Below are 24668 nucleotides of genomic sequence, written 5' to 3'. Positions count from 1 at the left end.
GCCTTTTTTCGTCAAGTCATCTTGGAAAACTATTTTTTTAGCAAAACATTTAGCGAGATAGAATCCACCGTGAGTTCTTCCCTAACAAGGGATTCTTTTGGGGAAATTCCCGCATATTCATGATCAGCTAAAATGGACCATTCTCCCTCAGGAAGTAATAGAGATTGCTGTTTGGGAGAGGGATTAATCAACAAGATTACTTCATGAGTATCCTTGTGCAATAAGTAGCCTAAAAGTGGTCCAGCTGTTGATAATTGCTGGATTTGGCTGCGAATTTCACCAGCAGTTCTCATTCGGAAACAAGGAAATGATTTCCGAATTTGAATCAATCCTTTAAGATAATTTACATTTTCTATAAACTCCGATTTTCGGTCCCAATCTAGCTGATTAATCTCGTTAGGAGAGCGATAGCTATTCCCATCACCTTGTTTTGTCCGGAAAAATTCCTGCCCGCTGTGAAGGAAGGGAATTCCTTGAGACAATATTACAATACCTGTAGCAAGCCGGTGATATTTCATGCGCGTCAAGTCATCCGCATCTGGCAGGCAAGAGAGAAGCTTATCCCATAGTGTATGATTATCATGACATTCAATATAATTTACTGATTGAACGGGTTCGTTAAAGAGCCGGTTTTCTTTCTTTTTAAAACCTATACTCCCTGTGATGACCTCGAATGCCGTTTCAGTGTGATGTTCATTCCCTAAGGCAAACCCTTTATCAAACAAATTGAAGGTGCTGCCTTTAATCGTGTCGCGAAATTTGTCATTGAACATGGCTACTTGAGGTATTTTCGCTTGATTGGCTATCATTGCTTTTTGTTCTGGAGGAAGGGGCGTATTCAAGTTCCAGCCCTCGCCCAGAAGAATCGTTCCCTTAGGCAAACTCTCACAAACCTTTGATATGGTCGCTACATCCAATATCCCCATTAAATCAAACCGAAAACCATCAATATCATATTCCTCCTGCCAATAACGAAGAGAATCCACGATATATTTTCGAACCATTCTCCGTTCGGAAGCAATATCATTTCCAACACCGGTTCCGTTAGAAGGCAATCCCATTTCATTATGGCGAAAATAATAGCCAGGGACTATCCTTTCAAACGAGGAAGTTTCACGAATGTAGACATGATTATAAACTACGTCCATAATAACGCGAAGACCGCTCTGATGAATTTGGTCAATTAATTGTTTTAACTCAATAATTCTGGCATATGGATTTGAGGGGTCGGTGGCATAGCTGCCTTCTGGAGCATTGAAATGAAGCGGATTATATCCCCAATTGTAGGCTTTATTTCGTTCCATTTCATCGATACCGGCAAAATCATTAAACGGAAGGAATTCAATATGGGTAATACCCAAATCGTTTAAATAGGATAACCCGGTTGGCCCGCCGTCTTTTCCCTTCCTGTTCAACTCTCCGGCACCCAGATAAAGTCCTTTATTGATAATTCCACTATTTTCATGAATGGTAAAGTCTCTGATATGGGTTTCATAAATAATCATATCCACTGGACTTTCGATGGGCGGCAGCACGTGTTTCGTTTTGCGGGTTTTCTCGAGCTTTACAATAACACCCTGCTCTCCATTAGCCGTCACAGCCTTAGCATACGGGTCAACAGCCTCTCGCCATTCCTGATTGACTTGAACGAGAAAACGATATTGAAAGGATTCTAGCTCACGGTTGATATCAACAGACCATACTCCTAAGTCCTCCCGTTTCATCTTGATAATTTCTGAAAAATGACTGTTTGGCGGAAGTAATTTGAGTTTCACTTGAGTGGCTGTCGGTGCCCAAAGTTTGAATCGTGTCTGATTGGCTTCATGGGTAACACCAAGATCATTCCCATCATAATAAAATAGATGATCAAATGACTCCGTTCGAATCACTGCACCTATTTGCAGGTCTGTTTGCCCCCCATGTTCGTCCATGATCCAATATTGCTTACCAAATGAAATGTCAATCTCAAGTTGACAAGTATATTTTTGATTATTTTCAATCTGGTTGATGCTAAGGATTGACAGTGGGCTCTTCTCGGAATGATCGGTGAGATAAAACGAGGCTGACACCCCTTGATGATAGGAAAGTGGAAGCAGTATCGTAATGACTGTCAACTCATCCAAATAGGCAAGGAAATTCCTGTCAGTGGCTACCATTCGCTTCCCTCTCTTTCAAATCAAGGTTTTCTTTCCTAGCCCTTCTCGTTAACACCTGCAATCCCTTTACCTGAATCTCTATGTTTAAGGGGGTATAGCCAATATGCTCCCCGTCTCCATGAACATACAATGATGTTGCCGATTGGATAGAAACTACTCTTCCTTTAAATGTTTTTACTTCTTTAAAATGGATGTGCTTTCCCCAAAAAACACTGATGAATACAAGTAAGAGCTTCCATCTCGCTAACTGGTGGACAACGGTAATATCTAGCTGGCCATCATCCGGCTCAGCCTCCGGGGCAATCTTCATCCCGCCTCCATAGTAAGGTTGATTGGAGACAGTCACAAACCATGTCTTTTCAAATATATGCTTTTGCCCATCAATTGATAAATCAATTGTGGCAGTTTGATAAGTAAATAGCTTTTTTAGGAGAAAATAAACATAAACTAAGCGGCCGAGCGAAAGCTTGTTTAACCATCCCTTTATCTGAGATTGATTCACTTCGTAGGAAATAATCGCATCAAACCCAGCACCCATATTGTTAATAAAATAATGTTCCGATTGATCTTCGAGCGTCATTTTTCCGGCATCAATGAACGCTGGTTCCTGCTTCATAAGCCTTAATAGCACATCTAAGGCTTCTAGCGGGTTTGACGGAATCTGAAATCCCCTTGAAAAATCGTTCCCAGACCCGCCGGGAATGAATCCAAGTGTTATATTCTTATGCTTGATTACCCCATTCATGACCTCATGTATCGTGCCATCACCGCCAACTGCAATAATGATTTTTTCGTTGTCATTCTTGTTTTCAGCAATATGATTGGCGAGTTTTTTAGCGTGACCGGGATATTCGGTGAAAAAGGCAAGATAGGGAATCTGTTCCGTCTTTAGATGCGCTTCAATCTTTCCCCAAATTTTTAAACAATGACCGTTTCTCGCTTTTGGATTAATAATAAAGTAGATGTCCTTCATAAAACCAACCTTTATCTTAATAATTCTAAGCTTGTAATTCGAACCGTTTAATTACTTCATATTTTGGTGTTTGGTGAAGATGTGTTTGGTATAATACGACCTCATTTGTTTGAAATTGAAGGGGTTCAGGCTGAAGTTCATGCCAGACTTCCAGCAATTCCTGTTGAAAAGCGGCGGTCCCGTTCCACTTTCGGGCAAGGGTAATATGAGGACGGAAGGGTCTTGTTTCCAGTTGAAATCCCGCCTTCTCGCAGGCAGAAAACACTTTATCCCTGATATTCTTCAGCTCCATACTTTCCTCGGTATCTGCCCAAAGTACACGCGGGGCATTCTCCATCCCGAAAAAACCAAGCTTGTTAATTTTCAATGACAGTGCTGCTGCCTCCTTTATGGCCTCATTGACGTTTCTTTCTGCGGCTGCACGTTTTTCAGGAGGTGCTGCGCCAAGAAAGGCCAATGTAATATGGAGGTCCTGAAACTCAACCCAGCGGCTAAAAGGGATCTTTTCTTTTAATTGATTCAGATGATTCTTCATAATCAATTTCGTTTCTTCCGGAAGTTTTACAGCAAAGAAAATGTGGTTTCGCTGCTCCATATCGTTTACCATTCCTTTTCTTAATTTTAGTCTATTTTCTCCAAATTGTATCCATCTTAATGTAAAAAGGGTGTCAGGCACTATGTGAATTTTTCACATGGTGCCTGACACCAGTATTAGTTCAGTTTGCCGCACTGATTTTCGATTTCTTGTTGAAATAGTTTTTGTAGTGTTTTTGTTACTGGGCCTGGTTGACCTTCGATTACTTTTTTATTGTCTATTCCCACAATTGGCATGACCTCTGAAGTTGTGCTCGAAAGGAACACTTCTTCCGCACTTGCCAGCTCTTCAAGCGTGAAGGTCCGCTCTTCTACAGGGATATTATTTGCCAAGCACAATTCGAGAATCACATCTTTAGTGATCCCTTTTAAAATAAGATTATTGGATTCATGCGTGATAACCACACCATTTTTGACGATGTAGATATTCGACGAGCTTCCTTCGGTAACATTTTCGTCGCGATGCAGGATGGCCTCAAAACAGCCTGCTTCCGCTGCTTTTTGTTTTGCTAATAAATTGCCCAGCAAATTTAAGCTCTTAATATCACAGCGGAGCCAGCGGATATCCTCTGTCAGTATCGTCTTCACACCCGTTTTCATGCTTTCAACAGGTCTTTCGAATTCCTTCGTATAGGCTGTTAGGGCAGGTGCGACCTTCGCAATTGGAAAAGCATGATTGCGAGGAGACACTCCTCTTGTTAGCTGCATGTAGATAATCCCAAGCTCGAGGTTGTTTTTCTCAATAAGCTCTTCTAGTAAAGCCGACAATTCCTCAGTTTTGTATGGGAGAGAAATCCCGATACTGTCCGAACTCTTAACAAAACGCTCCAAATGTTCCGCGGCGGTAAACATTTTTCCGTTATAAACACGGATGACTTCATAAACCCCGTCGCCAAATTGGTAGCCGCGGTCCTCGACATCCACTTTCGCTTCTGAACGATCAATAATCTTTCCATTTAAAATTGCAAATCCCATGCTCCCATTTCCCCTTTGAATTATTTATTCTGTTTTGGCCAATTCATAAATAGCTTGTGCGTAAATGGCCGTAGCTCTTAGTAAATCCTCAATAAACATATATTCATCTTTTTGATGGGCGATATCTGGTCTTCCAGGAAATAACGGACCAAAGGCCACTCCCGCTTTCAGCGAACGGGCGTATGTACCGCCGCCAATCGCAATCAACTCTGCCTTTTCACCTGTTTGCTCTTCATATACCTTTTTCAAGGTTTGAATAAGGAATTCTTTTTCATCGACGTGATGCGGTTTTGAATCAGAAAAGTTTTCAATCGCAAATCCTTCATCGAGTAAAAGCTCATCCAACTTCTCCTTCGTATCTTCCATTTTGTTTGTTACAGGATATCTGCAAGTCATCCCGATTCTGCCGCCAGAATCCTTAGAATAAGCCAGTTTTCCAGGGTTGATCGTTAATTCTCCGGAAATATCATCAGAATAAGCCACTCCAAGGTTGACACCTCTTGAATCGTTAAAGAAATAGCGGGTTACGAATTGGAAATAGTGGGCTGACTTTGCATCCAAACTGAGTTTAGATAGAAATTCAGCTAAAAACAAACCGGCATTCTTCCCATTTCTCGGCTCCATTCCATGTGCTGAAACGCCTATTACTTCTAAAATTAATTTTCCATTTTCAGCTTGGTAACTATATTCCAGCTCATATTGCTTCATGTGGGTGATAAATTGTTCGACTACAACATTTTGATTTCTCTTAAACAAAATGACAGCTTTGGCATGGTCAGGGACCATATTGTAGCGTTTTCCGGAAACAAAGCTCTCGACTTCTATATTTGTCTCAGCGAAATCCTCCAATGACGCCTTCTGAACCATATCAAAATCAGCAATTCCTTTTTCTGCATTAATGATTGGGAAATCAGCATCTGGGGCAAATCCTAACGATGGCATTTCTTCGTGCTTAAAATAATGATCGACACAGCGCCAATTGCTTTCTTCGTCGGTGCCAATAATCATCCGAACACGCTTCTTAAGCGGCAGACCAAGCTCTTTAACAATTTTCATTGCATAATACGCTGCCATTGTCGGCCCTTTGTCATCCAACGCGCCGCGGGCAAAAATTTTCCCATCGCGTATTTCCGCACCAAATGGATCACTTGTCCAGCCATCTCCTTCTGGAACGACGTCCACATGGCATAGGATACCGAGCAGCTCCTTTCCTTCACCAAACTCAAGATGCCCCGCTAAGTTTCCGACGTTTTTCTGGGTAAACCCATCCTTTTCACCGAGCTGAAGCATAAAATCCAGTGCCTTTTTTACACCTTTCCCCAGCGGTGCATCAGCTTCCGCATTTTCATCATCCAAAAGACTTTTAATATGTAATAAATCCTGTGTGTCCTTAATAAGGGCCTCTTTTCGTTTTTCCACTTCACTTGTCCAATTAATCTGTGTCAATTTTATTAACCCCCTATACAAGATATTTATCCATATTAAACAATATCATTAGTGCAAATAGCTAGCAATTTTTCTTGAACTTCTTTATAAAATTGCGATTATGCAAACATAATAGAAATCTTTTTACTAAAAATTCAAACAATTTATCATAAAACAAACATTCAACACCATAACTTATAGTATGAGAATAATAAAAAAAGGGGATGAATCCACCTATTTTGTATAAGATTGTTAAGTTTATTTTAATTTCTTACTATTGTGGTAGAAATTTTTGAAAATTGTGGGTACAATATGGTTAGAGGTAGACAATAAAGTACTCACTTCATTCCATCCAACAAAAAGGAGATGGCTGCGCGGAAAAGAAACTACATATTCTTGAAGTGTATACTTCAAACAGGCTGTCGGTAACAGGGTATTGCCATGGGTTTGAAAAAAGGATAGGGAGTGGTTTTGTGAAACCTTCAACTAACCGGATGTTAAACCGCATCAAATGTATCTACATGTTTATCCGCAATAACGGCACTGTCACAACACAGGAACTTGTAGAGGAATTTGGTATCACTCCTCGCACCATACAACGGGATTTAAATGTCTTAGCTTACAATGACTTGGTCATAAGCCCAAGCCGCGGAAAATGGACAACAACCCAAAAGAAAGTGAAGTTGTCATCTTAAAACCTATTACAAAATCTGAAAATAAGCATAAAAATAGCACGCGAGCCAATCGCGTGCTATTTTGTATTTAAAAAAAGAGCCGGGGAAGCTTCAATTCTAATTGACAGTCATAAAAATTATGCTATATTAATATAAAAATACTTTAACGCTTAAAAGCGTCTAAGCAGAATAGAAAGTTGGTTCATCATGGAGAATAATCATCAGGGATTAAAAAAAGGGTTATTGCCGCGGCATGTTCAGTTCATCGCTTTAGCAGGCATGATTGGAACAGGGATTTTTAAAGGGAGCTCTGACACGTTAAATATTGCCGGACCAAGTGTCGTTGTTGCTTATTTAATTGGCGGGCTTTTGCTATTTATTATTATGGCCGCCTTAGGGGAAATGGCCTTAGCCTTTCCAAATTTAAATGTACAGCATCTGGTAAACAAAGCATTTGGCTTCCAGTTTTCCTTTCTCGTTGGATGGCTTTACTGGATTAACTGGATTATCGTCACCGTCGTTGAACTATTAGCAGCGGGAAGCTTCCTGCAATTCTGGTTTCCTTCAATCCCGTTATGGCTTCTTAGCTTTCTCTGCGCGATTGTCATAGTCGGCATTAATTTATTTCAAGTAAAATATTACGGGGAAATGGAATTTTGGTTTGCCGGGATTAAAATAATTGCTTTAATTGCTTTTATCATTTTAGGCTGTTTGCTTCTTTTTGGTATGATTCCTAGTACGGTACACGATCCATTTTCGAACTACACAGCACATGGCGGCTTCTTCCCGCACGGAATCGCTGGAACGTTCAGCGCCTTTTTAGTTGTCATGTTTTCCTATGGCGGAGCAGAATTAATCGGGGTAGCTGTAACAGAAACAAAAGATGCGGAGCGCGTATTGCCAACAATAATTAAAGGGGCCGTTTGGCGCGTCATTATTTTTTATATTTTACCAATTCTCATCATTTGCGGCATCATGCCCTGGGACAAGGTCACAGGCGCAGACAGTCCGTTTGTACAGGTTTTCAGCAGCACCGGGTTGCCAGGCGCAGCCCATATTATGAACTTCGTCTTGTTGACAGCGGTGCTTTCGGCCGCAAATTCTGGAATATATGCCACATCGAGAACATTGTTTTCGATGGCACAAAGCGGTGTTGCACCGAAGGGGTTAGCCAAAGTATCTAGTAAGGGAATTCCATTAACAGGGATTATCATTACGAGTATCTGTATTTTAGCCGGTCTTTACTTAGCCTATCTGACTCCAAGTGAGGTTATCGGCTATCTCATGACAATTCCAGGTTTTACGGTCATGTTCATTTGGATTAGTATTTGTGCTGCACAGTTAAAACTGCGACCGCTTTACAATAATCAACCTGCTTTTAAAGTAAAATGGTTCCCATATACGACCATTTTTGCTATACTGTCTTTGAGCGTTATCTTTATCGGATTTTTGTTAAATTCAAATAATATTATCGGTTCATCGGTTAGCGTTGTAACCATTGGTTTTTTAATCTTCGTTTCCTTTTTTATAAGAAAAACTAGCGTTACTGATTTTACTGCTTAATTAAAAGCCAGCAAATTTGCTGGCTTTTTCTTTCCTCTAACCATGAATATTAGTTTGTTCTACTAGATAGGCAGGTTTAATGGCAACGTCAATTAAAGCAAAATAATTAAAGTCCACCTGCCAACGGTTCTGGCCACCAACCTAAGTAAGCAAAAAAGCCAGGCGATTAGCCTGGCTTAGGTAACTTTCCTTATATTTAGAGATCTTGCTCATCTGACTCCACTAAACGTTTTAGCGCGCCAAGTTTATTTTCCCAATATAATTCAAAAAATTGAAGCCAATCTTTTAATTCGTACAATGGTTCCGGCTCAAGCTTATACCTTGTTTCCCGGCCGACTTTCCGCTCCTTAACTAGTCCCGCATCTGCTAATACACGCAAATGCTTGGACACCGCAGTCCGGCTTATCGGGAAGTGTCCGCTAATAGCGGTTACGGGCATTTCTTCATTGCTAAGAAGTTTCAACAGCTTTCGCCTTGTTGGATCAGCAATGGCTTGAAAGACATCATGCTTGGCGGGTGTTCCAGCCATTTATGCCTCAACATATCCTTGCAATTTTTGCACAAGTCCAGCCCAGCCTTGATTCATGTTGTCGCGAATTGGAGTATGTGGAGCACCAAATTCTGTGACTTTGGCAGCATCCCAACCGCTATGAATAAGAGTAAATTCAGTTTTTCCATCGAGCTCTTTTAATTCAAATGTTAGTGTCCAATCCTTGCCCCAATTGAACGAAAGGCTATTTGGCGGGTCGACTTTCGTTACCTTACATGGGGACATTCCAAATTGGCCCGCGTTTAGGTGAAATTCATGACCTTCAACTGGTTCCATATCATTTGGCATGAACCATGCCGCTAATCCTTCTGATGTTGCTACAGCGTTCCAGACTTTCGTAATTGGTGCATTATACACTAGTGTGTATCGAATATCAGGTAATGTTTGAGTTTGATTTTCCATTATGAATGCTCCTCTTTCAATAAAATACGAAACCATTTGGTTACGCATTTAAATAATATAACACCTTTTGGTTTCATGTCAAGCAATAAAATGGTGACTCCACATTAAGTAAAGTCACCGTAAACAAAGCATTTCATTCAAAAAATATATTTATTGGCCGCTTGATAGCAAGGCTTGTGCAATTCCGACAAAGTACTCGGATTCGCGAATAATATGATTTAAAACCACTTTAGCTGTATGATTACCGCTTACAGCTTGACTATGTGTTTTAATCTGCTCACATAATTGAATAAAAGACTCGCTTTCCTGCAAGCAATAAGTAACTAGCTGTAGCACCTGTTGATACAATTGGTCCGATACCTGCGAACCAGAGCGGATCACAGATTCAATAAATCTTACAACCTGCTGGTGCGTTTCCCCAAGTGCTTGTTCCCACTTTTTCAAGGCATCGACAAACTCAGGCTCCAGTCCTGAGACCAGCTCTCTAATTACTACTGTATGTTCCTCTTCTTGATGCTTCCAAAATTCAGCCTCATCTAAAATTCGCAGTGGCATTTGCGGACCATAGTAAAATTGCATAGATATCCCCCCATTATCATATCACTTCAATGTATGGGAAAAGCTATAAAAATATTCATCTGTTAAATCTCTGTAACATCCTGTAGCCAATCAAGGAAAGATGCTACAATTATTAAAAATCGTAATGAGGTAGTAATTTATGGAGCTTTTTAATGGACAATTTGTGAGAAGCATCAAATTAAAGAGAGGGGAAATCCCATCTTTTAAAAAATATCCCTTTAACCTCCCCAGCTTGAAAACCTTAGATGAACTACGCTTTCATCCAAATGTAACCTTCCTAATCGGGGAAAATGGGATGGGCAAATCAACCTTATTAGAAGCGATAGCAACCGCATTGGGGTTTAATCCTGAAGGCGGGTCCTTTAATTTTAATTTTTCAACCTATGATTCGCATTCACCACTTGGCGATTATCTCAAAGTAATTAAAGGCATCGAAAAACCTAAGGATGGCTTTTTCCTTAGGGCTGAAAGCTTTTATAATGTTGCTTCTAACATTGAGGAATTGGATCGTGAAGGGTTCGGTCCTCGAGTTATTGATTCCTTTGGGGGAGTTTCCCTTCATGAGCAGTCACATGGGGAAGCATTTTTTGCCACGTTTCTCCACCGTTTTGGCGGCAATGGAATTTATATTTTGGATGAACCGGAAGCCGCCCTGTCGCCATTACGGCAAATGTCGATGTTAACAAGAATCCACGACCTAGTTCAGGAGAATTCGCAATTTATCATTGCAACCCATTCGCCGATCATCATGGCATATCCAGAGGCTAGGATTTTTGAATTCTCTGAGGACGGTATTAACGAGCGCCGCCTTGAGGAAACCAATCATTATCAAATCATGAAACAATTTTTCATTGATAAAAATAGAATGCTTCATCATTTGTTAAATGGATGAACAAAAAGAGCGCATTGGAACCTAACGGGTTCCGTTTCCTGTCGTAAACATTAAAAATGTAAGTTTGATTAAAAATACAGGTGATTATATTGAATTATGTAGAAGATGAAATAGAAAGTGATCTATATCGGACAAAACTTTTTATCTATATAAGTAGCCTAATAAGAGAGGCAAACATCCTTTGTGTAAAGGATGTTTGCTCATTTTCATGATTTTTAGTGCCCCAGTGTGTGTATGATTAATCCTATATGAGTAAAATAATTCATAATACCGAATGCAGTCCAAATAATGCCAGTAATAGTCCATGCCCATTGATTGAATTTAACCAAACTTGGGCTTGGATTTTCTTTTTGGTTTACTGCGAAAAGAATAGCCCCAACACCTGTAAGAGCAAGTAACAAAGACATAAAAGTTGCTTCAATCATTGGATAATCAGCGAATAATCCGGAAATAGGTTCTTGAGGCGGTGCGGCAAATAAATGAAAGGTAACACCAGCACATCCCATTGCAATAAGAGCAAATCCCATTGCAGCTCCAAAATATGATAATGGCTTTAGTAAATAGGGCAATTCTTTCTTTAAATTTTCAGATACTACAGTTGAATTATTCGTATCGATACCTTGTTTTAAATATAAATTTGCTTTTCTCCATAATAGAACCGTTATGCCTAATAAAAGAACCCCAAAAGCTATGGATGATTCACCAAAGATAATATCATCAAATGGAAAGCCCATTTTTGATAGAGGCCAAGTCAATGACATGTGAAATCCAGTTATCGTTAAAATGAGCCCTGGAATGGCAAAACCAATAGCCCAACCCTCTAAATGCCCAATTTTACTTGCATGTAAGTGAGAAAAAAATCTAACAATTAATAATAATCCAATACCTACTGATACGGCCATAATCGTATTATATACTGCCGTTGTTGCCCAATCTATAACCATAAGTTATACCACCTTCTAGTTTCATTAATAACTTTTCTAATATAATAATAAATTTTATAATAACCATTTATTTGAAAAGATATGTAATCATTTGCTAAAAATTTTTTTTGCTAGTTGTAAAACTATATGCATCTAGCTATCCTCAGGAAAAGATGTAGGAAGATATGAATTGTGATTACAAGAGGGAAAACTTAAATGAGCAGTGGGACAGGTGAGACCCCGCAGGCGTTTAGCCGAGGAGGCTCACCGCCCACCCCCCGCGGAAAGCGAAGCCGCCTGGAGCGGAAATCAACAGACCTTATGAACCAGCCAATAACTAAAAGAAGAGGAGGCTACCAAAGGTCAATTACCTGACTTTTTGGACAGCTCCTTTTATTTTTAATTGCAAAACAGATACAAAAGGCAGTACAAATTTGGTAACATTTTCGATTGCATTTTCGGGTTTTGTGATACGAAATGGAACCCGTTAATTGAAACCCGCGCTCTTTTATTAAACAATATTTTTCCCATAAAAAATTTCATCCATCTCTAACTTTAATCTCTCTGTTATTTCAATATGCTCATCGGGAGTTAGCTTGTCTTTTGTATAGCCAAACAAATAATTATTTAAATCGAATTCCCGCAGCTTGCATTTTGTGTGAAAAATATGCTCCTGATAGACATTAACATCAATCATATCGAATAATTCGCTCACGTCTTCTGGGATGTAATTCTGAATCGAGTTGATTTCGTGGTCAATAAATAGCTTGTGGCCTGTTTTATCCCTTGTAAAACCGCGAACACGGTAATCAATTGTCATCACATCGGTTTCAAATGTACGAATTAAATAATGAAGTGCCTTAAGCGGCGAAATTTCTCCGCAGGTGGAGACATCAATATCTGCCCGAAATGTACTGATTCCTTCATCAGGGTGGAATTCCGGGTAGGTATGAACAGTGATATGGCTCTTATCCAACTGCATCACCACTGATTCGGGAAGCGGACCCGGTGATTCCTCGAATGATTCTGAGGGAGCATTTGCCACAGGCCCTTCCGATACCAGCAACGTCACACTTGCCCCGGCAGGTTCAAAATCCTGACTGGCTACGTTTAAGACATGGGCGCCAATTATATCTGAGACATGCCGTAAAATTTTCTGCAATCTTTCCCCACTGTATTCTTCATCAATATAGTTTAAATAAGCTTCGCGCTCTTCCCTCGTCCGTGTGAAACAAATATCATACATATTAAAGCTTAACGACTTCGTTAAGTTATTAAAGCCGTGTAATTCAATCGCCTGCTCGTGTGTAAGTTTCATGACAGTTCCCCCTTCAAAGCCTAAACCTATTTAGCTTTTATAATACCCATTGTTATACCCGGTTACTTATATTTTCAAAAAGTAAAGTATCTACCTTAGATCCTTTGTTTTAATCATATTTCACTCTCTCTTGAAGAAAATAATTGAAGGTCTTCTAAATGAGGTGAAGTGATGAAAAAACAGGTTTGTTTGTTTGTAATATTTCTATTATTGATGCCAAGGATCTTGGCAAATGCGGAACCCTTTAATGAAAGTAATCTAAAAGTCGCGTTTGTCAGGAATGGTTTTCTTTGGATAAAAATAAATGGCAAGGAAGAAAAAATTACGAATAGAAAAAACAAGTACGACTATCAGCCCCAATGGTCGCATGATGGGAAATGGATTGCTTATGAAGTTGAATCTAAAATGAACACCGAGTCAACTGAAATATGGGTGTATAATCTTGAAACGAAACAGCATAAACGGATTTCTAGGGATGGCACGGCCCCTAAATGGTCACCAGTGGAGAATATCTTAGCATTTAAAAGCGGCTGGGTGTTAAATGTCTCAACCCTTGAACACTTTTATAATATTGCGTTGGGTGTAGCGGATTATAGCTGGTACCCTGATGGACGATCCTTTATTACAGCCTCGGGTGCGTCCATGAGACCCGATGGCTGGACGAACCCAGTCCTTTTTCAAATCGGACTTGAGAAGGATTTTGAGAAAATCACCAGTTTGACGAAAAATGTAAAAAAGCTTTATACCATTCCGAATGAACTGAAAAAAGGGAACGTCAACATACCGTCAATTGATGTATCTAACTTTCAATTTTCTCCCGATGGAAAGTGGATTTCTTTCGTCGTCAGTCCACCGGGATCAGGGCCAATGGATAGTAATATGGTTTGTGTAATTTAATCAGATGGGAAACACTTCGAAACAATCGATGAAATAAATGGGGAATCCCGGGTAAAATGGGCCTTTCAGCATAATCGTCTAGGGTATATTGCCGGTGGCGGCAGAATAGTCTTTGGCTTCAAAGATAAAGATATGAAAGTAAAAGAGCTTCCCACATTTAAATCAATCATCCTTACCCCGCCAAATTTTGCGGAATTAGGTTTTGCTTGAAAGGATGACAATACCTTAATTGTTTCAAGAGTGAAAGAAAGCGAATGGTCAAATGATGCGAAGCAGAGGCCAGACCCTTCATTATTTTCGATAAATATTGGTGAACAAAAGCAAATACAAATTACTCACCCGCCAAAGGATTTTGGTGATTACAATCCGACCTATCTTCCTGTTGCGGGAAAATTAACATGGCTAAGGAAAAGGGATCTGGCTGAATTACGAAGAGATTTATGGATTGCTGATCAATATGGGGAAAATGCGAAGGTTTGGATTAAGAATATCGGCCAATATGACTTTTTTGAAGAAAAACACTAGAAAATGTATTGCCCATATTTCAATATTAATTACATTATTTATAATGATTATAATTTAGTATTGATTATAAAATAATATATGATATAATTAATTTAGATAAGAAATTAGGAGGAATGCTAAATGACACTCGAACAAGTACTTAATCAACAAATCGCAAACTGGACCGTATTATACACAAAATTACACCAGTTTCACTGGTATGTGAAAGGACCTCACTTCTTTACCTTACATGTAAAATTTGAAGAACTTTATGATGAAGCAGCTGCCACAATCGATGAATTCGCAGAACAATTACTAGCTAATGGCGGCAGCCCGATTTCCACTTTAAAAGAGTCTCTTCAATTGGCAACGATTGAAGAATCAAATGATAAATTAACAGCAGAAGAAATGGTTCAGACAGTGGTCAATGACTTTTCTTTAATCATTACTGAATTAAAAACGGGAATGGACGTCGCGGAACAAAATAACGACGAAGTTACCAGCGATATGTTCCTCGGCCTAATTGGCAAACTTACTAAACATAACTGGATGTTGAAATCCTTCTTACAGGCGTAATACAACCAATAGCTTTTTAATGGACAAGGCGTAATGCTTTGTCCTTTTTTATTTTTTTGGCTGTGTTAAAAGTGAATGTTGATTTCCGTTCCAGGCGCTTCGCTTTCCGCGGGGCGGGCGGTGAGCCTCCTCGGCGCTAAAGCGCCTGCGGGGTCTCACCTGTCCCGCTGCTCCCGCAGGAGTCTCGCGCCTTCCACTCCAATCAACATTGTGTCAAAATTAACAATATTCTTTAACACAGCCTTATTTTTAAAAATATTTAGATGTTTATGATGTTTTTGTTATGATAAAGGCAAGAAATTTAAGGAGGATTGGATTGTGAAGAAAACCTTGTGGATGATTCTGTTCTTTTCTTCTATCATTTTATCAGCATGTGTTTCTGAAAAAACACACGACAGTAAGAACCTGCCACCAAAAGAAAATGCCATACAGCCTAAGGAAGTAAACCGCCCCACTTCAAAGCTGCTTACCGAAATCATGGATTTGGCTAAGAAAGGAACGGTTAAAGACTGTCCATTTAATGCACTTGATAGCACTATGGAGCAGGTGAAAACAGAATGGGGGGACCCTGATACGGTCGATCAAGCAGGTCTTGGCTTCTATGCTACATTTACTAAAAAGAATATAGTTCTAGGTTACAACAAGGCAGGCGAAATTTTCGATGTCCGCTCTTATGCGAGTGATTTGAAGGATGTATCCGAGCAGATGATTGTAAAGGCATTCGGACAGCCAGCAGAGATAAAGGACAACAACAATGAAAATATTTATGGTTATGAAGCGGACCAAGACATTCAATTAAAAATAATCTTTCCGAAAAGCAGCAAGAAAATCGACCATATTTCCATTTTTAATCCTAAACGAGCAGAATCGTCAGGCGATTATATTCTAGATATAAAAGGATCATCAAATAAACTAACCGACTCAGCATGGGCATCGATGCAGAAATGGCGAAAGGATATTGTCCTTTTCGCGAAAAGTCAAGCAAATGTGTATATAAATGGCCCTGATAAAAAGAAGGTCGCCCTTACATTTGATGATGGTCCAGATGAAGTCATCACCCCGGCCATCATTGATATTTTAGCTGCCCATCATGTTAAAGGAAATTTCTTTTTTATAGGAAGTAAAGTCAAAGATCACCCGAATGTTGTTATGGAAGCATTCAAACAAGGAAATCTCGTCCTAAACCACAGCTATCATCATCTTGAATTAACGAAGTTAAGTAAAGAAGCTGTTCGCAAGGAAATTACCGATACTGGCCAGGCGATAAAATCTGTTACCGGAAAAGAACCCACCATCATTCGGACCCCCTTTGGCGATACGAATGCAGATGTAGCGGCGATTTCAAAACAAGAAGGTTATTCCATTGTCCTTTGGTCGATTGATACTTTAGATTGGTCACAAAAGGATTCCAAAAATATCGTTAATAATGTGCTGGCAAATGTTCGAAATGGCGACATTATCTTAATGCACTCTGATTCCGATAAAGGAGAGACCAAAAAAGCATTACCAATGTTAATCGAGGAATTGCAAAAAAGGGATTTTGAAATCGTTGACTTGCAAGATTTGTTGAATATTAAAGGATATCAATAACTAAAAAATTGTTCTTTGAGTTCGCATGTGAACATTACATGCGAATTTTTTTATTTCATGCTGTTAGCTTAGGAATTTAGATTCGATCGTTGAACATCAGAATTCGCTCATTGAAGTCCAAAATTCGCTCGTAGAACCTGAAAATCCGCTCATTGGACTCCAAGATTCGCTCGTTGAAACTGGAAATCCCCTCATTGGACAGCAAAAGTATGTAAAAATGAAGAAGCAGCCTACTTCTTAGCTGCTTCTTCATAAATATTCTCTATTTTACTTGATAATCTCTTAATAATTCTACTTCTTCGTCGGTCAATTCCCGGTATTCACCCAGCTCAAGGGTTTCGTCCAACCCAAGAGGTCCCATGGAAATCCGCTGTAGGTAGACAACTCTTTTTCCCACTGCTTCGAACATCCTTTTCACCTGATGAAATTTACCTTCGGTGATGGTTAGCTCAATATCAGAGCGGATGCCAGACTTTAAGATTTTCAATTCGCCTGGCTTGGTTTCATAACCATCGTCCAAGGTTACCCCTTCTGCAAATGCCTCAACGTCTGCCGCGTCCACTTCCCCATCAATCACAGCAAAGTAAGTTTTCGGGACATGCTTTTTCGGAGACAGCAAACGATGGGCTAATTGACCATCATTCGTAATCAGCAATAAGCCCTCTGTATCCTTGTCCAACCTGCCGACAGGAAACGGCTCATACACCTGATCATCCATCTCCAATAAATCGATGACGGTTTCACAGGAGTTATCTTCTGTCGCTGACAATACCCCTTGCGGCTTGTTCATCATCAGATAGATGAATTCCCTGTATTCAACAACTTCGCCATTTAAGGCGACGGTTTGTTTTGCAGTATCGACGTGCTGCTTGGCATCCTTAACCACGACATCATCTACTTTAACGGCCCCGCTTTTCAGCAGCTGCTTCACTTCCTTGCGGCTGCCGTAGCCGAGATTAGCCAGCATTTTATCAATTCTCAATGATAATCCCCCTTATTTTAAGAAGATTTTCAGGTACGAAGTCTTAATTTTTGCTTTAAGCGAACAACCCGGTCCCCAAATAATCGGTCGACGAGTCCTGATTTCAATCCTAGGTAAAAATAGATGAGCGCACCTGCTCCAGCACTTACTAGGATAATCAAGACAGATTCACCCTTTGATGCTGGTGAAAGAAATAGCAAAAGGAATTTATAGACAAGCTCTGTCCCCGCCCACATCAATCCTGCAAAAATCACGATTAGTAAGCTTCGTCTCCAAACAAGACGGAATTGGTAACGCGAGAATGTTTTAATAACAATCAAATTAATTATTATCGCTACACTGTAGCCAAGAGCGGTGGCTAAAACGGCCCCTCTTGTTTCGAACATTTTTATTAGCGGGATATTTAAGGCGAGTTTTACTAATAAACCAACAAGTAAGCTTAAGATGGTAAAGCGCTGTTCATTGATTCCCTGCAGGATGGCAGCTGTTACTGCGTACAAGGAAAATAAAATCGCAACCGGAGCATAGGCACCTAATACTTGTGTTCCAAGGACATCATGCTCATAAAAGGCTGTGTAAACTGGTTCGGCCAGTAAAGACAGCCCAATCGCCGCAGGTAATGTTAAAAACAATAAGACTTGAAATGTCTGGTTTAATTGCCGGTTCATACTTTGACGGTCATTCTCTACAAATGCTTTTGTAATGCTTGGTACCAGCGTTAAGGAAAAGGCCGTCGCGAGTGAGACGGGAATAATAACTATTTTATGTGATTCGAAATTCAATATCCCAAATGCAACATCCGCAAAACTCTTATTCATCCCCATTTCCTTCAAAGCCCTTGTCAAGGTAAATTGGTCAATAAATTGAAAGAGTGGATTGGCTATCCCGACAAACACGAATGGTGCTGCGTATATAAAAATCTCTTTATAAATTTCCTTTAACGAGATATCGATGCTGCCTTTATCATGTTCTAAAAGCTGATCCAAATATGGTTTTCTTTTGTACCAATACCAAAATAAAACAAACAAGCCGCCGATAGCACCAATAAAGGCAGCAAAAGTTGCGACACTAACCGCAGATACAATTGTTCCATTTAAAAATTTCAGGACAACGTAGGCACCGGCAAGCGTGAAAATAATCCGGACGATTTGTTCCACGACCTGTGACACAGCAGACGGTCCCATCGATTGATGTCCTTGAAAATATCCCCTGATTAAACTCATAAATGGCACAACAATCAACGCGAAACTAACAGATCTTATGACTGTAATAACACTTGCCAAGTCTTTTTTATCAGGATGACTCATCTCTGCTAGCAACGGTGCCGCTGAAAACATGACAAGAAATGCTGCAATTCCCGTAAATAGCATGACCACTATTCCCGATTTAAATAGTTTTCGGCCAACGGCATATTCCTCTAGGGCATTATATTTTGAAATAAACTTTGACACTGCGAGCGGTACACCAGCCGTGGCAACACTAATAAAAATTGTATAAGGGACATACGAGTAGGAGTAAAGCTGTGTCCCATGTTTTCCGACAATTTGATAAAATGGAATAACGTAAATTAAGCCGATAACCTTTGATAATATCGTTCCAAAGGTTAAGATAAATGTTCCTCTTAAAAGCTTAGACTGCATAAAATCCCTTCCTAATTCGAAAAGCGCAAGCGCCTCATCAAGTAAATTCGACTTTTTTTGCACACTATTGTAGTGTACAACTCTTTTCATTATGACGCCACTAACAACCCCAAAAATTTATTAAAAATTGTTGTCTATTTGTTTTGTTTTCAGTAAGCGCTGAAATGGTTATAATGGAATAATTGGTATAAATACCATTAGGTTACCGAAAAAAATGAATGAACATAAAGTTGGTGCAAATATGGAATACGATGTAATTGTCATTGGCGGCGGCCCATCCGGGTTAATGGCTGCCATTGCCGCCGGTGAAAAAGGGGCAAAGGTGCTGTTAATCGATAAAGGGGACAAGCTTGGCAGAAAGCTGGCTATATCCGGTGGCGGACGCTGTAACGTCACAAACCGTCTGCCGGTGGAAGAAATCATTAAACATTTGCCGGGAAACGGGAAATTTTTATACAGCGCTTTTTCTATTTTTAGCAATGAGGATATTATTGCCTTTTTTGAAAAATTAGGAATTGCCTTAAAGGAAGAGGATCACGGGCGGATGTTCCCTGTCTCTAATAAAGCACAATCTGTGGTCGATGCGCTTTTGGAGCAATTAGAGAAGCTTCATGTTCGTGTGTTCAAAAATTCCCCGGTAGCGGAAGTCATGTATGAAAATGGACAAACAGCTGCAGTTTTATTAAAGGATGGCCAAAAAATTGCCGCGAAATCCATCGTCATTGCTGTTGGCGGAAAATCGGTCCCCCATACGGGATCAACCGGCGACGGCTATGCCTGGGCAAAGAAGGCAGGACATACGATTACTGAGCTGTTCCCAACCGAAGTCCCTGTCACTTCTAGTGAACCTTTTATCAAAAATAAGATCCTGCAAGGGTTAGCTTTACGCGATATTGTCGTAAGTGTGTTGAATCCAAAAGGAAAGCCAATTATCTCCCACCGGATGGACATGCTGTTTACTCATTTTGGCATCAGCGGCCCGGCGGTACTGCGCTGCAGCCAGTTTGTAGTGAAGGCGATGAAGAAGTGGAAAATAACAGAGGTTACCATGAGCCTCGATGCCCTTCCAGATAAAAAGGAGGAAGAAATTTTTCAGGAAATTATTAGACTTGTAAAAAATGACCCTAAGAAAAGTATTAAAAATACGTTAAAGGGCTTGCTGCCTGAACGTTATTTACTTTTTCTTTTAGAACAAAATGGTATGGATCCTTCCGAGCAAGGCGGCACGATTTCCAATGAAAAAATTCGTAGTTTTTCTAAAAGCTGCAAGCAATTCCTGATTAACGTGAACGGCACACTTCCACTCGAAAAAGCATTTGTCACGGGCGGCGGCGTGTCTGTTAAAGAAATCGAACCGCAAACGATGGGCTCGAAATTAATGGATGGTTTATATTTTTGCGGTGAAATTCTTGATGTTCATGGGTATACAGGAGGTTATAATATTACCTCCGCACTTGTGACCGGCAGGCTTGCGGGAACCAATGCTGCATATGCAGCAAAAAATCGGGCCTGACTTTTGTCAGGCCTTGTAAATAATCATCGCTGTAAAGCAATAAATCTGTTCTTCCTCTTCCTCTTCTGGCATCGCTGCAACGTTATACTTAATATCTAGGAGACTCCGTTCATCTATCCCTCTGAGAAAACGATTCATTTCCTTTTCTAAATCCTTCTCATGCTCGCGATCAAACAATTTCACCTGAATCAATGTACTCTCCCTCTCTTTTTTATTATCATTATTGACAATTTTTCTGAATTTTAAAAAAGAGAGGACTAGAAAAGTTGTGTTTTTTCCAAATATTATCCAGGATATGTCGTAAGTTTCTGTAAATGTGTCGTAAATGACTGAATATATGTCGTAAGTTCTCAAAAATATGTCGTAAACGCCAAAATTGATGTCATAACCGAATTTTATGAAAGAGAAAAACCGATTCCAAAAATGGAATCGGTTATTTCGTTTCTCCTGTCCAGTTCATCATGCCGCCAATCATGTTACGGACTTTGTAGCCCTGATCCTGCAGGTAGTAGCAAACATTGCCGCTGCGGGCGCTTGAGCGGCAGATAAAAATATACTCTTTATCCTTATCAAAATAGTCCAAGTTAGCAGGAATTTCTCCCATTCGAATATGCTTTGCCCCTGGAATCATCCCCGCCGCTACTTCTTCATCTTCTCTAACATCCACAAGCTCTAGCTTTTCCCCTGCCTCGAGCTTCTTTTGTAACTCTTCTGGTGTTATCGTTTGAATTGCTTCCATCCCAATCATCCCTTCAGAAAACATCCCCCAGTTTTGCAGGAGGATGTTCTATTATATTAATTGGCCACAATATTGACTAGTTTACCCGGAACCGTAATGACTTTGCGTATCGTTTTTCCTTCGATTTGTTCCTTTACGCGGTCATCGTCCATTGCGATTCCTTCCAATGCCTCCTTGCTGGCATCAGTTGGCACCATAAGCTTCGTCTTTACCTTACCATTAACTTGAATAACAATTTCTACCTCGTCATCAACTAGCTTTGCTTCATCGTATGCAGGCCAAGCCTCATAAGAGATTGTTTCGCTAGACCCGAGTTTATTCCAAAGTTCTTCTGCAATATGCGGGCAGACAGGTGCAAGCATTTTGATGAAGCCTTCTACATAATTCTTAGGTAGTACGGTTGCTTTATAGGCTTCATTAATGAATACCATCATTTGCGAAATCGCGGTATTAAAGCGCAAGCCTTCGTAATCCTCGGTAACCTTTTTCACTGTTTGATGGTAAACCTTTTCCAAGCTCGATGCTTCATCTGTTGATTGGATTTTTTGACTTAATGAACCGTCCTCTTCCACCAATAAGCGCCAGATCCGATCAAGGAAGCGACGGGAACCGTCCAAACCATTTGTCGACCAAGCAATCGAGGCATCAAGCGGTCCCATAAACATTTCATACAAGCGAAGGGTATCGGCACCATGACTGTCGATGATATCATCAGGATTGACCACATTTCCTTTTGACTTACTCATTTTTTCGTTGCCTTCGCCTAAAATCATCCCTTGGTTGAATAGCTTTTGGAATGGTTCTTTTGTTGGAACCACACCAATATCATATAAAAATTTATGCCAGAAACGGGCATATAGCAAGTGAAGCACGGCATGTTCCGCACCGCCAATGTAAATATCAACAGGCAGCCAGTGATTTAATTTTTCGGCAGAAGCCAGTGCTTCACTGTTTTTTGGATCAATATAACGTAAATAATACCAGCAGCTGCCTGCCCATTGCGGCATCGTATTGGTTTCGCGGCGACCCTTTTTGCCTGTTTCCGAATCGACAACATTTACCCAATCGGCAATATTAGCAAGTGGTGATTCACCTGTTCCAGACGGTTTGATATCTTTCGTTTTTGGCAGCATCAACGGAAGTTGATCATCCGGCACAGCTGTCATCGTGCCGTCTTCCCAATGGATAATTGGAATTGGCTCACCCCAGTAACGCTGACGGCTGAATAACCAATCACGTAAGCGGAAAGTTACCTTTTTCGTACCGATGCCTTTTTCCTCTAACCACGATATCATTTTGGAAATGGCATCTTCTTTATTTAAGCCATTTAAAAAATCGGAATTGATGTGTTCTCCGTCACCTGTATAGGCTTCTTTCTCCACATCGCCGCCGGCGACAACTGGCTTAATTGCGAGTCCGAATTCTTTAGCAAATTCATAATCGCGTTCATCATGTGCAGGAACGGCCATAATCGCACCCGTTCCGTAGCTTACTAATACATAATCGGCAATCCAGATTGGCATTTTTTCGCCATTTACCGGATTGATGGCATAAGCCCCTGTGAAAACACCCGTTTTTTCTTTCGCAAGGTCAGTACGCTCAAGGTCGCTCTTCGTTTTAACCTTATCTAAATAAGCATCAACTGCTCCACGCTGTTCTGCTGATGTAATTTTATCAACAAATACGTGTTCTGGAGCCAGTACTGCATAGGTCGCACCAAATAATGTATCCGGACGAGTTGTAAAAACAGTGAAGGATTCATCATAACCTTCAATGGCGAAAGTTACTTCCGCGCCTTCAGAACGGCCAATCCAGTTGCGCTGCATGTCTTTCAAGCTTTCTGGCCAATCAAGCTCCTCTAAATCTTCAAGTAAGCGGTCACCATAAGCGGTGATTTTTAACATCCATTGCTTCATCGGACGGCGTTCAACCGGATGTCCGCCGCGTTCACTCTTGCCATCAATAACTTCTTCGTTGGCCAAAACGGTTCCAAGTGCAGGACACCAGTTCACTGCGACCTCATCGATATAGGCAAGGCCTTTTTCAAAAAGTTTTAAGAAAATCCACTGTGTCCATTTATAATATTCCGGGTCAGTCGTATTGACTTCACGGTCCCAATCATAGGAGAAACCTAACGCTTTAATTTGTCTGCGGAAAGTATCAATATTTTTCGCTGTGAATTCTGCTGGATCATTTCCTGTATCTAATGCGTATTGTTCTGCCGGTAATCCAAATGCGTCCCAGCCCATTGGGTGAAGAACATTATATCCCTGCATCCGCTTTAAGCGGGAAAGAATGTCCGTTGCCGTATAGCCTTCAGGGTGTCCAACGTGGAGTCCAGCCCCTGATGGATATGGAAACATATCTAACGCGTAGAATTTTCGTTTATCGTATTCTTCACTTGTTTTGAAAGTCTTTTCTGTTTCCCATTTCTGTTGCCATTTCTTCTCGATTTGTTGATGGTCGAAACTCATATTGTTTTCCTCCTAAAAAAAATAAAAAACCCCTCATCCCAAAAAGGGACGAGAGGATTGTATGTATCTTCCCGCGGTACCACCCACATTAGTGCATGCTTGCACTCGCTTCATTCATCCTTAACGCGGAAAACGGCAAGCATTACTATTCCTTCATGCCTGCAACTCAAAGGCGAGTTCATGATATACCCGGTTGACTTTCACCAGCCGTCAACTCTCTACAGTTCGGGTATTGACCATTACTACTCCTGATCACTGTTTTTCTTATATAAAAAGTATTACGGTTATTGTATTAAATTTTTCGATCGGTTGCAAGTAAACTTGTGCCTAATTTCATACTTGACAATTTTCTATTTTATTAACCCTATTAGTTTAATTATTATAGTTTACACTATTACAACAGTGTAAACTATAATAATTATTTCTTAATAAAGAATATATTCTATCTTTATAAAGAATGAATTATAATATTTTTATAATGAACTTCCAAACATTTACATGGTTTTTCTTCCAAGAGTTTGGTTCGTTATAAAAATAAATCTCATAGGGAGAGATGTTGTGATGCACTATGGTTAATCTCAATAAGGTAAAAAGATTTGGTAGAAAAATTCAATTAAGTATTATCGCGGTATTATTAGTATTAACAGCCCTGCCAATTTCCGGAATTAATCTCAGAAATGCATTAGCAGCAGGACCCGCACCAGGTACACCTGGAGGAATACCGGACTA

Annotated in this window: 23 protein-coding genes and 1 other annotated feature; of the genes, 8 read left to right on the top strand and 15 right to left on the bottom strand. The window is 40.2% G+C overall.

The genetic code is table 11. From position 1 onward, the window contains the following. Nucleotides 1-29 precede the first annotated feature (29 nt). The 5 genes from pulA to pepV form a co-directional block, all read right to left on the bottom strand. Nucleotides 30-2156 carry a type I pullulanase gene (gene pulA, locus ACIQCO_RS15195; RefSeq protein WP_400429982.1) on the bottom strand — a complete coding sequence of 709 codons (2127 nt, stop codon included), beginning with the start codon at nucleotides 2154-2156 and terminating at the stop codon, nucleotides 30-32. Continuing rightward, the gene (locus ACIQCO_RS15190; RefSeq protein ID WP_400429981.1) at nucleotides 2143-3129 is read right to left on the bottom strand and encodes a diacylglycerol/lipid kinase family protein; all 987 of its coding nucleotides are present in this window, start codon (nucleotides 3127-3129) and stop codon (nucleotides 2143-2145) included. Before ACIQCO_RS15190 ends, pulA begins: the two co-directional genes overlap by 14 nt. Nucleotides 3130-3154: 25 nt before the next feature. Further along, a complete protein-coding gene (gene thpR, locus ACIQCO_RS15185; protein ID WP_400429979.1) occupies nucleotides 3155-3736 on the bottom strand; it encodes an RNA 2',3'-cyclic phosphodiesterase in 582 nt (193 codons plus the stop codon). A gap of 104 nt (nucleotides 3737-3840) precedes the next feature. Next, nucleotides 3841-4698 (bottom strand): D-amino-acid transaminase, encoded by an 858-nt coding sequence (dat, locus tag ACIQCO_RS15180; protein ID WP_400429977.1) that lies wholly within the window; start codon nucleotides 4696-4698, stop codon nucleotides 3841-3843. A gap of 24 nt (nucleotides 4699-4722) precedes the next feature. After that, nucleotides 4723-6144, bottom strand: coding sequence for a dipeptidase PepV (gene pepV / locus ACIQCO_RS15175; protein WP_400429975.1), 1422 nt, complete (start codon nucleotides 6142-6144; stop codon nucleotides 4723-4725). A gap of 452 nt (nucleotides 6145-6596) precedes the next feature. Between pepV and ACIQCO_RS15170 the strand changes: the two genes are divergently transcribed. Together ACIQCO_RS15170 and ACIQCO_RS15165 are read left to right on the top strand one after the other, a co-directional pair. Beyond that, nucleotides 6597-6818: a DeoR family transcriptional regulator gene (locus tag ACIQCO_RS15170; RefSeq protein WP_400429973.1), complete on the top strand. Its 222-nt coding sequence runs from the start codon at nucleotides 6597-6599 to the stop codon at nucleotides 6816-6818. A gap of 186 nt (nucleotides 6819-7004) precedes the next feature. After that, nucleotides 7005-8360, top strand: coding sequence for an amino acid permease (locus ACIQCO_RS15165; RefSeq protein WP_400429971.1), 1356 nt, complete (start codon nucleotides 7005-7007; stop codon nucleotides 8358-8360). Between the two features lie 196 nt (nucleotides 8361-8556). On the opposite strand, the gene ACIQCO_RS15160 is transcribed toward ACIQCO_RS15165, so the two are convergent. The 3 genes from ACIQCO_RS15160 to ACIQCO_RS15150 form a co-directional block, all read right to left on the bottom strand. Then, nucleotides 8557-8889, bottom strand: coding sequence for an ArsR/SmtB family transcription factor (locus tag ACIQCO_RS15160; protein WP_400429970.1), 333 nt, complete (start codon nucleotides 8887-8889; stop codon nucleotides 8557-8559). After that, on the bottom strand, nucleotides 8890-9312 hold the full coding sequence (locus tag ACIQCO_RS15155) for an SRPBCC family protein (protein ID WP_066090949.1): 423 nt from the start codon (nucleotides 9310-9312) through the stop codon (nucleotides 8890-8892). Between the two features lie 150 nt (nucleotides 9313-9462). Further along, nucleotides 9463-9891 carry a DUF2935 domain-containing protein gene (locus ACIQCO_RS15150; RefSeq protein ID WP_400429968.1) on the bottom strand — a complete coding sequence of 143 codons (429 nt, stop codon included), beginning with the start codon at nucleotides 9889-9891 and terminating at the stop codon, nucleotides 9463-9465. Between the two features lie 139 nt (nucleotides 9892-10030). Between ACIQCO_RS15150 and ACIQCO_RS15145 the strand changes: the two genes are divergently transcribed. Beyond that, nucleotides 10031-10783 carry an AAA family ATPase gene (locus tag ACIQCO_RS15145; protein ID WP_400429967.1) on the top strand — a complete coding sequence of 251 codons (753 nt, stop codon included), beginning with the start codon at nucleotides 10031-10033 and terminating at the stop codon, nucleotides 10781-10783. 215 nt (nucleotides 10784-10998) lie between these two features. On the opposite strand, the gene ACIQCO_RS15140 is transcribed toward ACIQCO_RS15145, so the two are convergent. Then, complete coding sequence (locus tag ACIQCO_RS15140; RefSeq protein ID WP_400429965.1) at nucleotides 10999-11727, bottom strand: DUF981 family protein; 729 nt, start codon at nucleotides 11725-11727, stop codon at nucleotides 10999-11001. A gap of 490 nt (nucleotides 11728-12217) precedes the next feature. Further along, nucleotides 12218-13024 (bottom strand): adenosylmethionine decarboxylase, encoded by an 807-nt coding sequence (gene speD / locus ACIQCO_RS15135; protein WP_400429963.1) that lies wholly within the window; start codon nucleotides 13022-13024, stop codon nucleotides 12218-12220. Between the two features lie 171 nt (nucleotides 13025-13195). On the opposite strand from speD, the gene ACIQCO_RS15130 reads away from it, so the two are divergent. The 4 genes from ACIQCO_RS15130 (at nucleotide 13196) to ACIQCO_RS15115 (ending at nucleotide 16591) form a co-directional block, all read left to right on the top strand. Next, the gene (locus ACIQCO_RS15130; protein ID WP_400429962.1) at nucleotides 13196-13921 is read left to right on the top strand and encodes a TolB family protein; all 726 of its coding nucleotides are present in this window, start codon (nucleotides 13196-13198) and stop codon (nucleotides 13919-13921) included. A gap of 240 nt (nucleotides 13922-14161) precedes the next feature. Beyond that, on the top strand, nucleotides 14162-14446 hold the full coding sequence (locus ACIQCO_RS15125; protein ID WP_400429960.1) for a hypothetical protein: 285 nt from the start codon (nucleotides 14162-14164) through the stop codon (nucleotides 14444-14446). Between the two features lie 120 nt (nucleotides 14447-14566). Further along, entirely contained in the window at nucleotides 14567-15001 is a 435-nt protein-coding gene (locus ACIQCO_RS15120) for a Dps family protein (RefSeq protein ID WP_400429958.1), read from the top strand. Nucleotides 15002-15319: 318 nt separating this feature from the next. Then, a complete protein-coding gene (locus ACIQCO_RS15115; RefSeq protein WP_400429956.1) occupies nucleotides 15320-16591 on the top strand; it encodes a polysaccharide deacetylase family protein in 1272 nt (423 codons plus the stop codon). A 262-nt stretch (nucleotides 16592-16853) separates the two neighbouring features. On the opposite strand, the gene ACIQCO_RS15110 is transcribed toward ACIQCO_RS15115, so the two are convergent. Next, nucleotides 16854-17573 carry a 16S rRNA pseudouridine(516) synthase gene (locus ACIQCO_RS15110; RefSeq protein ID WP_400429955.1) on the bottom strand — a complete coding sequence of 240 codons (720 nt, stop codon included), beginning with the start codon at nucleotides 17571-17573 and terminating at the stop codon, nucleotides 16854-16856. Between the two features lie 29 nt (nucleotides 17574-17602). Then, nucleotides 17603-19213, bottom strand: a complete 1611-nt coding sequence (locus tag ACIQCO_RS15105) for a putative polysaccharide biosynthesis protein (protein ID WP_400429953.1) — start codon at nucleotides 19211-19213, stop codon at nucleotides 17603-17605. Between the two features lie 241 nt (nucleotides 19214-19454). Between ACIQCO_RS15105 and ACIQCO_RS15100 the strand changes: the two genes are divergently transcribed. Continuing rightward, nucleotides 19455-20726 carry a BaiN/RdsA family NAD(P)/FAD-dependent oxidoreductase gene (locus tag ACIQCO_RS15100; protein ID WP_400430114.1) on the top strand — a complete coding sequence of 424 codons (1272 nt, stop codon included), beginning with the start codon at nucleotides 19455-19457 and terminating at the stop codon, nucleotides 20724-20726. Nucleotides 20727-20732: 6 nt separating this feature from the next. Here the strand turns inward: ACIQCO_RS15100 and ACIQCO_RS15095 are convergent, their stop codons facing one another. From ACIQCO_RS15095 to leuS, 3 genes are all read right to left on the bottom strand, one after another. Next, entirely contained in the window at nucleotides 20733-20918 is a 186-nt protein-coding gene (locus ACIQCO_RS15095) for a sporulation protein Cse60 (protein WP_066090976.1), read from the bottom strand. Between the two features lie 241 nt (nucleotides 20919-21159). Beyond that, nucleotides 21160-21465, bottom strand: coding sequence for a rhodanese-like domain-containing protein (locus ACIQCO_RS15090; protein ID WP_400429951.1), 306 nt, complete (start codon nucleotides 21463-21465; stop codon nucleotides 21160-21162). A gap of 56 nt (nucleotides 21466-21521) precedes the next feature. After that, nucleotides 21522-23939: a leucine--tRNA ligase gene (gene leuS, locus ACIQCO_RS15085; RefSeq protein WP_400429950.1), complete on the bottom strand. Its 2418-nt coding sequence runs from the start codon at nucleotides 23937-23939 to the stop codon at nucleotides 21522-21524. A gap of 41 nt (nucleotides 23940-23980) precedes the next feature. Continuing rightward, nucleotides 23981-24204 (bottom strand) — a binding site (T-box leader). Between the last annotated feature and the right edge of the window lie 464 nt (nucleotides 24205-24668).

Origin of the sequence: Neobacillus sp. NPDC093127 (genome assembly GCF_044754175.1) — a bacterium.
In the GTDB taxonomy this organism is placed as follows: Bacteria; Bacillota; Bacilli; order Bacillales; family Cytobacillaceae; genus Neobacillus.
Note: the sequence above shows the minus strand (reverse complement) of the source record. Positions and strands in the feature narration are given on the sequence as shown.

What these genes read in the sequence shown, in the direction of transcription:
- pulA (WP_400429982.1), bottom strand. Translation starts at nt 2,156, where the DNA reads ATGGTAGCCACTGACAGGAATTTCCTTGCCTATTTGGATGAGTTGACA.
- ACIQCO_RS15190 (WP_400429981.1), bottom strand. Translation starts at nt 3,129, where the DNA reads ATGAAGGACATCTACTTTATTATTAATCCAAAAGCGAGAAACGGTCAT.
- thpR (WP_400429979.1), bottom strand. Translation starts at nt 3,736, where the DNA reads ATGGTAAACGATATGGAGCAGCGAAACCACATTTTCTTTGCTGTAAAA.
- dat (WP_400429977.1), bottom strand. Translation starts at nt 4,698, where the DNA reads ATGGGATTTGCAATTTTAAATGGAAAGATTATTGATCGTTCAGAAGCG.
- ACIQCO_RS15165 (WP_400429971.1), top strand. Translation starts at nt 7,005, where the DNA reads ATGGAGAATAATCATCAGGGATTAAAAAAAGGGTTATTGCCGCGGCAT.
- ACIQCO_RS15160 (WP_400429970.1), bottom strand. Translation starts at nt 8,889, where the DNA reads ATGGCTGGAACACCCGCCAAGCATGATGTCTTTCAAGCCATTGCTGAT.
- ACIQCO_RS15155 (WP_066090949.1), bottom strand. Translation starts at nt 9,312, where the DNA reads ATGGAAAATCAAACTCAAACATTACCTGATATTCGATACACACTAGTG.
- ACIQCO_RS15150 (WP_400429968.1), bottom strand. Translation starts at nt 9,891, where the DNA reads ATGCAATTTTACTATGGTCCGCAAATGCCACTGCGAATTTTAGATGAG.
- ACIQCO_RS15145 (WP_400429967.1), top strand. Translation starts at nt 10,031, where the DNA reads ATGGAGCTTTTTAATGGACAATTTGTGAGAAGCATCAAATTAAAGAGA.
- ACIQCO_RS15140 (WP_400429965.1), bottom strand. Translation starts at nt 11,727, where the DNA reads ATGGTTATAGATTGGGCAACAACGGCAGTATATAATACGATTATGGCC.
- speD (WP_400429963.1), bottom strand. Translation starts at nt 13,024, where the DNA reads ATGAAACTTACACACGAGCAGGCGATTGAATTACACGGCTTTAATAAC.
- ACIQCO_RS15130 (WP_400429962.1), top strand. Translation starts at nt 13,196, where the DNA reads ATGAAAAAACAGGTTTGTTTGTTTGTAATATTTCTATTATTGATGCCA.
- ACIQCO_RS15120 (WP_400429958.1), top strand. Translation starts at nt 14,567, where the DNA reads ATGACACTCGAACAAGTACTTAATCAACAAATCGCAAACTGGACCGTA.
- ACIQCO_RS15105 (WP_400429953.1), bottom strand. Translation starts at nt 19,213, where the DNA reads ATGCAGTCTAAGCTTTTAAGAGGAACATTTATCTTAACCTTTGGAACG.
- ACIQCO_RS15100 (WP_400430114.1), top strand. Translation starts at nt 19,455, where the DNA reads ATGGAATACGATGTAATTGTCATTGGCGGCGGCCCATCCGGGTTAATG.
- ACIQCO_RS15090 (WP_400429951.1), bottom strand. Translation starts at nt 21,465, where the DNA reads ATGGAAGCAATTCAAACGATAACACCAGAAGAGTTACAAAAGAAGCTC.
- leuS (WP_400429950.1), bottom strand. Translation starts at nt 23,939, where the DNA reads ATGAGTTTCGACCATCAACAAATCGAGAAGAAATGGCAACAGAAATGG.